At 70.5% G+C, this 12701-nt stretch carries 2 protein-coding genes; one reads left to right on the top strand and one right to left on the bottom strand.

The genetic code is table 11. The features are described 5' to 3' along the window. Positions 1 to 18: 18 nt before the first annotated feature. Positions 19 to 1440: a condensation domain-containing protein gene (locus DMB80_RS06570; RefSeq protein ID WP_111509112.1), complete on the bottom strand. Its 1422-nt coding sequence runs from the start codon at positions 1438 to 1440 to the stop codon at positions 19 to 21. A gap of 270 nt (positions 1441 to 1710) precedes the next feature. On the opposite strand from DMB80_RS06570, the gene DMB80_RS06565 reads away from it, so the two are divergent. Further along, a complete protein-coding gene (locus tag DMB80_RS06565) occupies positions 1711 to 12648 on the top strand; it encodes a type I polyketide synthase (RefSeq protein ID WP_111509111.1) in 10938 nt (3645 codons plus the stop codon). The last annotated feature ends 53 nt before the right edge of the window (positions 12649 to 12701 follow it).

Here is a 12701-nt window from a genome sequence, read left to right as displayed (position 1 = left end):
CCCTCGCAGTACCTCACGCTAGGCGACGCGTCCCCACTGGCCACTGTCGGCGACACGCATCGTCACCGACTTCATCGCCGCCATGTAGCGGTCCACGGATTTGGCGGCGACAGCGTTGTCCGGGTGCATGATCGCCATGGCCGTGCCCTCGCCGTAGCGGAAGATGTAGATCGTCAGCTGGTAGGAGTACCGGCCGTCGGGGTAGATGCCGATGTTGTCGGCGAGCCCCATCTCACCGGCGGCCAGGATCGCGTTCATCGGGGCCGCGCCACCGTGCAGGAAGTTCGTCACCGGGAAGTTCGCCTGCGGCCACCGCAGCCACGGTGCCAGTTCGAGCACCCGGTAGTAGGGCACCTTCGCCATGGCCAGCCCGGCGTCGAAGGTCGACTGGGCCGACCACGCCGCGTCGGCGAACGACGCCGCGCCGATCGGCACGACGATCGGGATCAGACCGGTGAACCAGCCCTGGGTCATGAAGTTGTCCGACGCGCTGCGCGAATCGCGGGGGGTCAGGCCGTAATAGGTCAACGCCCCGCTCAGCTCGTGCTCGACCTGGGCCTGGCAGGCGAACAGCCCGCCGACGAACCGGGCTCCGGCGCCGGCGCACGCGGCCTCGAAGCGCTCGGTCTGCGCGCTGTCCATCAACATCAGCGATGTCATCGTGCTGCGCGTCGCCTGCTGCGGGTCGCCGAGCGGCAGCGGGAACTCCGGGAAGCCGTCGGCGTTGTTCTCGGCGAAGTCGAGCCACGCCGTCACGCCGGGCGAGTCGGTGGTGAGTTGATCGGTGTACTCGCGTTCGCGCACGCAGAAGTCGTCGAAACTGCCGGCGTCGGGTAGCTGCAGCGCTTCCCCACCCAGGCTGAGCGCCGAGTACATGCCGTTGGCTTCCATCATCGTGGTGCCGATCAGCGTCGCGTCGCCGTGCACGTGGTCCATCGACGCGAAGAAGCTGAAGTGGTCCTCGCCCTGGATGACACCGAAGGTGAAGCAGCCCCAGTCGAGCGGGCTGGGGATGTCGACGACGTGCGCGTGGATTTGCTCGACGGTCATGTGGCCGTGCTCGACGGGGACGAATTCGATGTCGTCGGGGTCTTCCAGAGCGCGCCGCAGGAAACCGCCGTCCTCGGTGGGCTGGAACCAGCTGCGGAACGTGTCGTGGCGCCGCAGGTAGTTGTTCACTGCGTGGTCCATCGCCGCGATGTCGCACTGGCCGGCGACGTCGCAGCTGGCGATGATCTGGCGCGAGAAGTTGAGGCCGGCAGCCTTGCGGTCGCAGTAGTTACGGAGATGTTGACCCTGCATGTAGCTGACCGGGACCGGGCTCAGCGGTGCCTGGCTCGCCTTGTCCCTGGCCGCCGCGGTCGGATGCCATGAGATGACCTTGCCGGGACGCAACGACCACTCGTCAAGTGTGCCAACCGTTATCGTGCCGATGCGCAACGCGTGGTCCTCCCCACCATCGCTGCCGTCCCCGGGCGGAGGGGTTCCGACAGCCCGCACTCTCGCGGGATCAACATAGCGAACGCGGACGTCCGCCGGCCCGTGGCGAGCACCGCCTCAGCAACATCACACCCGATTCTCGGCGTGTGCGATCGTGGGCGGCGCCGTGGTGTCGGGCGCGACAGACATGACGTTCGAGTGACATTCTGCACGATGCTCGCGCTAATCTGACCGCCGAGTAAGTTTCACCGCTGATAAGGGGGAAGCGGCATGGTCTCCGCTGCAGATCCGAACGAGCCGGCACCGCGCTTCGCCGTCGTGGGGTACGCAGCGCGGTTACCAGGATCGCCGGACGCCGACGCGTTCTGGGACCTGCTGAGCGAGGGCCGCGACGCCATTTCCGAGGTGCCGGCCGACCGCTGGAACGCCGAGGCCTTCTACGACGCCGAGCCGGGCGCGCCGGGCAAGGTGGCGACCCGGCGGGCCGGGTTCGTCGACGACGTCACCGGATTCGACGCGCCGTTCTTCGGCATGTCCACCCGTGAAGTCCGGCAGATGGATCCTCAGCACCGCCTGCTCCTGGAGATCTCGTGGCACGCGCTCGAGCACGCCGGCATCGCGCCGTCGACGCTGGCCGGCACCGACACCGGCGTGTTCGTCGGCCTGGCGACCCACGATTACCTGGGCATCATGTCCGATCAACTGGACTATCCCGAGATCGAGGCCTACATGGCCATCGGGACGTCGAATGCGGCTGCTGCAGGGCGGATCAGCTACCGGTTGGGCCTGCAGGGGCCGGCCGTGGCCGTCGACACCGCCTGCAGCTCGTCGCTGGTCGCGATCCACCAGGCCTGCCAGGCACTGCAGCTCGGCGAGTGCGACCTGGCGTTGGCCGGCGGCGCGAACGTGCTGCTGACGCCGGCCACGATGATCACGTTCTCCAACGCCCACATGCTGGCGCCCGACGGCCGGTGCAAGACCTTCGACGCGGCCGCCGACGGGTACGTGCGCGGAGAGGGCTGCGGGATCATCGTCATCAAGCGGCTCGAGGACGCGATGCGCGACGGCGACCACATCCGCGCCGTGATTCGCGGCAGCGCGATCAACCAGGACGGCGCATCGGGCGGTCTGACCGTGCCCAACGGCGTCGCCCAGCAGCGCGTGATCGGTGCCGCGCTGCGCCGCGCCGGCGTCGCCCCGCGCGACGTCGACTACCTCGAAGCCCACGGCACAGGCACCTCGCTCGGTGACCCGATCGAGGCGCAGGCCGCCGGAGCGGCACTCGGTGAGGGCCGCGAGGCCGACCGGCCCCTGCTGATCGGCTCGGCCAAGACCAACATCGGACATCTCGAGGCCGCCGCGGGCATCGCGGGCGTCATCAAGGTGATCCTCGCCCTCGAACACGAAACCCTGCCCAGGCACCTCAACTTCGAGAACCCGTCGCCGCACATTCCGTGGCACCGGCTGCCCGTGCAGGTGCTCACCGAGGCCCGGCCCTGGCACCGCGAGGACCGGCCGCGTATCGCCGGGGTGAGTTCGTTCGGCTTCGCCGGCACCAACGCCCACGTCATCCTCGAAGAGGCGCCCCTGCCCGCACCCGGCGACCTCGGGCAGGCGGCGGACGGTCCGCAGCTGCTGCCGCTGTCCGCCAAGACGCCCACCGCGCTGCGTGCGCTCGCCGGCGCGTACCGCGACTGGTGGACCGCACACCCCGATGCGACGCTGGCCGACGTCTGCTTCACCGCGGGAGTGGCCCGCGCGCACACCGAGCACCGGGCCGCCCTGGTGGCCGACTCCCGCGACGGCGCGCTCGAACTGCTGGCCGCCGTCGCCGACGACCGGCCCGCACCGGGACTGGTCCGTGGCGAGGCCCACGACGTCCCGAAGACGGCCTGGCTGTTCACCGGCCAGGGCAGCCAGTACCCCGGCATGGCACGCGGACTGTACGACTCGGAACCGGTGTTCGCCGCGACGGTCGACGCGTGCGCCGACGCCGTCGCCGATCTGCTCGACACCCCACTTCTCGACGTCGTGTTCGACACCGACAGCGACACCGACAGTGCGGAAGCCCAGGACGCCCTGCGGCAGACGGCCTATGCCCAACCCGCACTGTTCGCGGTGGAGATGGGGCTGGCTCGACTTTGGCAGTCGCGGGGTCTGCAGCCCGATGTCGTGCTCGGCCACAGTGTCGGGCAGTACACCGCGGCCTGCGTGGCAGGCGTGTTCGACCTCGCTGCCGGCGCCCGGCTGATGGCGTTGCGCGGCAAGCTCTTCGGCAGTCTGCCCGCCGGCGGTCGGATGGCGGCGATCTTCGCCCCCGCGGACCGGGTGGAGGCCGTGGTCGACGACATTCCGACGCTCTCGGTGGCCGCCTACAACGGCGCCAACACCGTGCTGTCGGGTCCGGCCGCCGATCTCGAGAAAGCAGTGGCCGCACTGGCCGCCGACAACATCCGCTGCGACTGGCTCGAGACCAGCCACGCCTTCCACTCCGCGCTGCTCGATCCGATCCTGGACGAATTCGAATCCGCCGCAGACCAATTCACGTACGGCACGCCGCAGCGAATACTCATCGACAACCGCACCGGCGCTGCGCTGGGCCGCAGCACGAGCCTCGACGGTGCGTACTGGCGTCGCCACGCCCGCCAACCCGTCCAGTTCGCCGCCAGCATCCGCACCCTGGCCGAGATGAACTGCAAGGTGCTGGTGGAGATCGGACCCCGGCCCGTCCTGACGGCGGCCGCCCTGTCCGCCTGGCCGGACCCCGCCACCACGCCGCGGGTGATCGCGTCGCTGCGGCCCACGGTCGACGACCGCAGGCAGATCACCGAAGCCCTGGCCGACGCCTACGTGCTGGGCCACCACCCCGATTTCGGCGCAGTCTCCCCCGCGACCGCGCGCGTGCTCGACCTGCCCACCTACCCGTTCGAACATCGGCGGTACTGGTTCCGCGACGAGAACGAGCAAGCCGAGGCGCCGAAGCAGGCAGGCGCGCGCACCGCCGCGGTGGCGCTGCTCGAGGACGGCCGCATCGAAGAACTCGCCACCCTGCTGGGCTCCTCCGCCGACGATCCGCTCGCCCGCGATCTCCTGAGCAGGCTTGCTGCACAACACAATCAGCAGCGTGACGCGCAGTCGATCAGCGACGCCCGCTACGAGATCCGCTGGGATACGCTCCCGGCCGCACGCCTCGACACCGGCGATGCGCCCTCCTGGCTCGTGGTCGGCGACGACACCGCCGCGGTCCGTCCGCTGATCGACCTGCTCACCGACCGCGGGCACCAGCACCGCATCGTCGGGCTGCCGACCTCCGACGCCGAGGAAGCTGCGCTCACCGACACGATGCGCGAGGCCGCCGACGAGCCGAACCTGCGCATCCTGCATGTCGCCGCTCTCGACGACGGTGAATCGTCGATGCGCTCCCTGCTGCGCATGCAGCACAGCGTGCTGCCGGGGACCCGGCGGCTGTTCCGCGCGGCCGCAGCGGCCGACGTGCGAGCGCCCGTCTGGGTGCTCACCCGCGGCGCGCAGCGCGTCGCCGACGGCGAGGCGGTGGCACCGGATCAGAGCTGCCTGTGGGGCTTCGGCCGCGCCGCCGCGCTCGAAACCCCGGCGCTGTGGGGCGGCCTCGCCGATCTGGGGGCCGGTACCGCCGAGGAGTGGTCGGCGCTGATCGGTCAGCTCAGCCGGGCAGACATCGGCGTCCGCGAGGACCAACTCGCGATCCGCGCTGACGGCGTGCGCGTGCCCCGGTTGACCCGCCGCACCGGCCAACCGGTCACCGACGCACTCCCCATCCGTTCCGACGCAACGTATCTCGTCACCGGCGGGCTCGGCTCGATCGGCCTGGAGATCGCCACCTACCTTGCCTCCCGCGGTGCATGCCACCTGGTGCTCACCAGCCGGCGGATGCCCAGCGAGGCCGTCAGCGCGCGCCTCACCGCGCTCGCCGACCAGTACGGTTGCCAGATCGAGGTCGTCACCGCCGACGTCGCCGACGCACACGCCGTCGCGAAACTGCTCGCGCCTCATGCCGACCGTCCACCTCTGGCGGGCATCGTGCACGCGGCAGGCGAAATCGGCGCCAGTCCGATGAGCGCCCAGGACGACATCGAGCTCGACCGCGTCTTCGCCGGGAAGGTCTGGGGCGCCTGGAATCTCAGCGAAGCAGCCCGTGACCTGCCGCTCGACTTCTTCCTCAGCACGTCGTCGATCGCCTCGGTCTGGGGCAGCTTCGGGCAGACGGCCTACGGGGCGGCCAACGCCTTCCTCGACGGGCTGTCCTGGTCCCTGCGTGAGCGCGGCATCACCGCGACCGCGGTGAACTTCGGACCGTGGGCATCGGCGGGGATGGCCGATGCCCAGGCCCGGGCACGCCTGGAAGAGCGTGGCGTCCTCCCGCTGTCGCCCGCCGACGCGCTGGCCGGCCTCACCGACGCGTTCGCCGCGAGTCTGGCGCAGGCCGTCGTGGCTCGCGTCGACTGGTCCCGCTTCCTTCCGCTGTACGAGCAGACCGGTCGGCGCGGCCTCCTCGCTGCACTCAGTCACGAGGTGCCGCAACAGGTCTCGTCTCCCCCGGCGGGCGGGCCCACCGACCTGGTCAAGCGCCTCACCGATGCGCCGGTACAGCAGCGCCGCAGGCTGCTGATCGGCTACCTGCGTGACGCGGTGGCCGGGGTGACCCGGGTGGACGTCGACGAGATCCGCGAGGACGCCGGCTTCTTCGACATCGGCATGGACTCCCTGATGGCGGTGGAGCTGCGCCGTCGCATCGAGACAGGGGTGGGTCGCGAGATCCCCGCGACGCTGGCCATGGATCACCCGCGCATCGATGCCGTCGCCGACTACCTGCTCGGCGACGTCCTCGGTCTCACCGACGCCCCGGCGGCGCGCCCGGTCACGATCACCGCCGCCCGCACCGACGAGCCGATCGCGATCGTCGCCGTGTCCTGCCGATTCCCCGGGGCTCCCAACCCGGAAGCCTTCTGGGAGGTGCTGGCCGGCGGAGTCGACGCGATCCGCGAGGTGCCCGAGGACCGCTTCGACATCGACGAGTTCTACGACCCCGACCCTGACGCCCCGGGCAAGATCTACACGCGATTCGGCGGATTCCTCGATGGCATCGACGGATTCGACCCCGAGTTCTTCGGCATCTCCCCCCGCGAGGCCGTCTGGATCGAACCTCAGCAACGGTTGATGCTCGAAACCGTCTGGGAGGGTCTGGAACGCGCGGGGTACTCCCCCGCATCGTTGCGGGGCAGCCGCACCGGCGTGTTCACCGGCGTCGCCGCCAACGAGTACGCCCATCTGCTGTCCGCAGAATCGATCGACAAGATCCAACCGCACTTCATCACCGGCAATGCGCTGAACGCGATCTCCGGCCGGGTGGCCTTCGCACTCGGTCTCGAAGGGCCCGCCGTCGCGGTCGACACCGCCTGCAGCTCCGCCCTGGTGGCCGTGCACCAGGCGTGCCAGGCCCTGCATTCCGGGGACTGCGACCTGGCCGTCGCCGGCGGCGTCAACGTGCTGCTGAGTCCGGTGACCACGGTGGCGGCCTCACGGGCCCGGATGCTCTCACCGGTGGGCCGGTGCAAGACGTTCGACGCATCGGCCGACGGCTACGTGCGCAGCGAAGGCTGCGGGGTGCTGGTGCTCAAGCGGCTCAGTGACGCTCAGCGCGACGGCGATCCGATCGCCGCCGTCATCGCCGGTAGCGGGGTCAACCAGGACGGCGCGTCCAGCGGCCTGACCGTGCCCAATGGCGGTGCGCAGCAACGGTTGATCGGATCGGTGCTCGCACGTGCCGGGCTGTCCGGCAGCGACGTCGACTACCTGGAAGCCCACGGCACCGGCACCCCGCTGGGTGACCCGATCGAGGTACAGGCCGCCGCGGCCGCCTATGGCGACTCCCGCACCGAGCCGCTGCTGATGGGCTCTGTGAAGACGAACATCGGCCACACCGAATCCGCCTCCGGCGCAGCAGGTCTGATCAAGGTCGTGTTGTCCCTGCAGAACGAGATGCTGCCCAAGAGCCTGCATTTCGACACCCCGTCGCCGCACATCCCGTGGGACACGCTGCCCGTGCGGGTTCTCGGTGACGCGACGCCGTGGCAGACCACCGGCCGGCCGCGCCGGGCCGGGGTCAGTTCGTTCGGCTTCACCGGGACCAACGCCCATGTGCTCGTCGAAGAGGCACCTCAAGTGTCCGAGCCGGCCCCGGCCCCTGAATCAGCTGACACCACCGTGAGTGTGCTGCCGCTGTCCGCGCGATCACCCGAGGCCCTCGAGGCGCTGGCTCAGCGCTACGAGGCATGGGTGACCGCGCACCCGGAGGCCGACATCGCCGACGTGTGCCGCACGGCCGGCACCGGGCGCTCGCACTTCGAGCACCGCGCGGCACTGGTGGTGGAGTCGACGGCCGATGCCCGCATCGGACTGGCCGACCTGGCGGCGAACCGGTTGCGGCCCGGCGTCGTTCGCGGTGAGCACACCCACCGTCCGACGACGGCGTGGCTGTTCACCGGCCAGGGCAGCCAGTACCCCGGCATGGCCCGCGAGCTGTACCAGACCCAGCCGGTGTTCGCCGAGACCGTGGACGAATGCGCCGCGGCGATCGAGGACCTGCTGCCCACACCCCTGCTGGAGGTGCTGTTCGCCACCGACCGCGAGACCGGTGGCCAGGCCGGAAAACGGCTGCGGCACACCTCGTTCGCGCAGCCTGCGCTGTTCGCTGTCGAGATGGGTCTGGCCCGGCTGTGGCAATCGTGGGGCATCGAACCCGACGTCGTGCTCGGCCACAGCGTCGGGCAGTACGCGGCGGCGTGCGTGGCCGGGGTGTTCGGCCTCGCCGACGGTACCCGGCTGATGGCAGAGCGGGGCCAGTTGTTCGGCGAACTGCCCGAGGGCGGTCGGATGGTGGCCGTGTTCGCCGACGCCGGCCGGGTCGAACAGGCCGCCGGAGCGTATCCGCGGGTGTCGGTGGCGGCCTACAACGGCCCCAACACCGTGCTGTCCGGGCCCGGCGAGGATCTGGAGCAGATCGTCGCGACCTTCAGCGAGGACGGCATCCGGTGCACCTGGCTGGAGACCAGCCACGCGTTCCACTCGGAGCTGCTCGACCCGGTCCTCGACGACTTCCAGTCCTATGCGGCGCAACTCGACTTCGCCAGCCCGACCCTGCCGCTGGTGTGCAATCGCACCGGCGCCGTGCTCACCGGGCACGCCACGCTCGACGCCGAATACTGGCGCCGCCATTCCCGCCAGCCGGTGCAGTTCGCCGAGAGCGTGCGCACCGTGGCCGGGCTGGGGTGCTCGGTCCTGATGGAGATCGGCCCCCAGCCGGTGCTGACCGGCGCGGCCGTGCAGGTGTGGCCCGAACACGTTGCGGCGCCGCGCGCGATCGCCTCACTGCGCAAGGGTGTCGGCGACCAGCGGCAGATCGCCGACGCGCTGGCGGGGGTGTACATCGCCGGCCACCGACCCGACTTCGCGGCGGTGGCCCGTCGCGAGCGGCACGTACTGGAACTGCCCACCTACCCGTTCCAGCGCCGACGGTTCTGGCCCAAGACCGCCGTCATCGCGATGGACGGCGGGGCCACCGCAGCGGGGTCCGGCATCCTCGGCGCCGCCAAGGAGCTGGCCTCCGGGGACACGATCTACACGAGCAGGCTGTCGGTCAAGACACAGCCGTGGCTGGCCGACCATGTCATCTACGGCACCGTCGTCGTCCCCGGCGCGACCTACGCGGCGATGGCACTCGCCGCCGTCGGAGCCCCGGCCCACGCCACCGACGTCTTCTTCTACGAGCCGATCATCCTGCCGGAGAAGGCGTCCCGCGAAGTACAGCTGACGTTGCACCCGGCGGCCGACTCGAGTCAGTGGTCGTTCCAGGTGCACAGCCGCGCCTACGGCGAACAGGGTGCCGAGTGGGCACTCAACGCCGAGGGCACGGTCGTCGCCGGACGGGACGAGACGACATCCGAGGGCGAGCCGGACAGTGGCCCTGTCGAAGATGCGCTGGAACGGCTCACACGGATGCGGCCACAGGAGCTGTTCGAGACCTTCGCCGATCTCGAGCTGGCATGGGGGCCGAACTGGTCGGGTTCGTTGAAGTCGTTGTGGCTCGGGGACGGTGAGGCGATCGGCGACATCCTCGTCGGCGAAGAGCTGACCGAACACCTCGGCACCGAGCCGATGCACCCGGTGCTGATGGACTTGTGCACCGGCGTCGCCTTCCCCGCGTTCCCGGCGGTGCTGGCCGCCGAACAGGGCGTCTCCGATCTCTACCTGCCGCTGCGGTACGGCCAGGTGTCCGTGCAGCAACCGATGCCCCGACGGTTCTACTGCCGCGCGACGTGGCACCAGAGCGCCCTCGACAGCGAAACCCAGGTGTTCGACCTGGATTTCGTCGATCGTGACGGCAACCGCCTGGGCGGCATCCGGGAGTTCACGGTCAAGCGTGCGCCCCGGGAAGCCCTGCTGCGTGGCCTGGGCGGCGACACCGGCCGGCTGCTCTACACCGTGGGCTGGCACGAGGTTCCCCTCCCCGAGACCGAGACCGAGACTGAGGCGGTGCCGCCGAACGGCACCTGGCTGATCGCCAACTTCGCCGAGCTGGCCGCCCTCGTTCCCGGCGCCATCGCCGTCGACCGCGCCACCGACACGACCCCGCTCGGCCAGGTGCTGACCGAGGCCCAGCAGCGCGGTGTCGGCTTCTCCGGGGTCGTCTGGCGGGCGGCCGGGCCGCAGGAGGGCACGCCGGATGTTCGTCTGGAGCGGGAGATCGCCGAACTGCTCAGCGCGGTGCATGCCGTCCAGGGCGGCGAGGTGAAGTTGCCCGGCGGACTGTGGATCGCGACCGAGCGGGCCGTGGCCTGCGAGTCCGGAGAACCGGTCGATCCGGTGCAGGCGGCGCTGTGGGGTTTCGGCCGCACCGCGGTCAACGAGGAACCGGCGCTACGACCCCGGCTGGTCGACTGCGACGGTTCGGCCGAGGCCGTGGCGGTTCTCGCCCGTCTGGTGTCTGCGCCCGTCGACGAACCGGAAATGGCTGTGCGACAGGGCAAGCTGCTGGCATCGCGACTGCTCCCGTGGTCGCGCAGCGGACACTTGAGCGTCCCACGCGCGAGCGACTATGTGCTCGCGCCCACCGAACGCGGGGCGATCGACAACCTGCGGCTGACCGAGACCGAGGTCGAACCGCCCGCCGACGGATACGTACAGGTGCGGGTGGAGGCCGCGGGTCTGAACTTCCGCGACGTGCTCAACGTGCTCGGCCTCTACCCCGGCGATCCGGGCCCGATCGGCGGTGACTTCGCCGGCACCGTCACCCAGATCGGCGACGGCGTCACGGGGTTGACCGTCGGTCAGCGCGTCTACGGGTCCATGCAGGGAGCCTTCGCGAGCCGGTTCAACGTGCCCGGCCAGTTCCTCGCGCCGATCCCCGACGGCATCAGCGCGGTGGACGCTGCGACCATCCCCGCGGCCGCGCTGACGGTCCGGCTGTCGTTCGACTGGGCCCAACTCAAGCCGGGCGACAAGGTGCTCATCCACGCCGCGAGCGGCGGTGTGGGCCTGGCCGCCGTGCAGATGGCGCAGCGCTGCGGCGCCGAGGTGTTCGCGACCGCGAGCACGTTCAAGCGCGACACCCTGCGCCGCCTCGGCGTCAAATACGTCTACGACTCGCGCACAACGGAATTCGCCGACCATATCCTGGCCGACACCGGCGGCGCCGGCGTCGACGTGGTGCTCAACAGCCTGACCGGCGAAGGGTTCATCGACGCGACGCTGCGCGCGACGGCTCAGGGCGGTCGGTTCGCCGAGATCGCCAAGCGCGACATCTGGAGCACCGAGCAGATGGCTGCCGCCCGCCCCGACATCGCCTACGAGATCGTCGCGCTGGACACGGTCATGTTCAGCGAACCCGACCGCATCCGGGATCTGCTGACCGAGGTGTCGGACGGACTGGCACAGGGCGAATGGACACCACTGCCCGCCGAGATCTACCCGCTGACCGAGGCCCGGTCGGCGTTCCGGCGGATGCAGCAGGCCCGTCACATCGGCAAGATCGTCGTGCAGATGCCCGCGCCGCTGCAGCCGCGCTCAGACCGGACCTATCTGATCACCGGCGGCCTCGGGGCGATCGGGCTGCACACCGCGGCACACCTGGCCCAGCTCGGCGCGGGGGACCTGGTGCTCACCAGCCGCCGGGCCCCGTCGACAGAGGCCCAGCAGCTCATCGACGACATCGTCGAGCGACACCGCTGCCGCGTGCACGTCGTCACCGCCGACGTCGGAGACTCCGACGACGTGCACCGGCTGCTGGCGCACATCCGGGCCGAGTTGCCGCCGCTCGGTGGGGTCCTGCACCTGGCCGGGGTGCTCGACGACGCGCTGCTGTCCGGTCTCGATCTCGATCGATTCCGGACGACGTTGGCGCCCAAGGCGTTCGGCGCATCCCATCTGGATCGGCTGACCCGAGACGACGATCTCGAGTTCTTCATCGTGTCGTCGTCGGTGTCGAGCATCTTCGGCTCGCCGGGCCAGGCCAACTACGCGACCGCCAACGCGTACCTGGACGGGCTGGTCGCGCAGCGCCGCGCCGCCGGCCTTCCGGCGACCGGCATCAACTTCGGCCCCTGGGGCCGGGGCGGGATGGCGTCATCGGAGGCCGCGAGTGCCAACATCAGCGCCCAGGGTTTGATCCCGCTGGAACCGTCGGCGGCGCTGGGCGCACTGGCCGAGGTGGTGGCCAACGGGACCGGGCAGGCGACGGTGATCAAGGCCAACTGGGCTCGCGCGGCCAAGGTGTTGGGTGCGGCGCGCCCGCCGATCCTGGACCTGGTCCTGCCTCGCGACGGCGGTGAGGTCACCGGAGACAGTGAGCTGCTGCGGCAGCTGCAGGAGATCCCCGTCCCCGCGCGGGCCGGGTTCGTCACCGAGTTCCTGCAGCGCGAGGTGCAGAACTTCCTGCGCCTGGCGCAGCCGCCGGCAGCGTCGTCGCGGTTCCTGGACCTCGGCACGGATTCTCTGATGGCGATCGAGCTGCGGAACCGGCTGCACAGCCAGTTCGGCGGCGCGTTCACGATCAACGCCACCGCGGTGTTCGACTACCCGACGATCGGCGGGCTGGCCGAATACCTGGTGGGCCAGCTGCCCGACGCTGAAGCAAACGCTGAACCAGCCGCCGACGCGGAGCAGTCCGGATAAATCGAACAGAATTCCGACGTCCTGACCGCGCCGGCCGGCGGCGCACACCCGCC

This window comes from Mycobacterium kyogaense (genome assembly GCF_003254575.1).
In the GTDB taxonomy this organism is placed as follows: domain Bacteria; phylum Actinomycetota; class Actinomycetes; order Mycobacteriales; family Mycobacteriaceae; genus Mycobacterium; species Mycobacterium kyogaense.
Note: the sequence above shows the minus strand (reverse complement) of the source record. Positions and strands in the feature narration are given on the sequence as shown.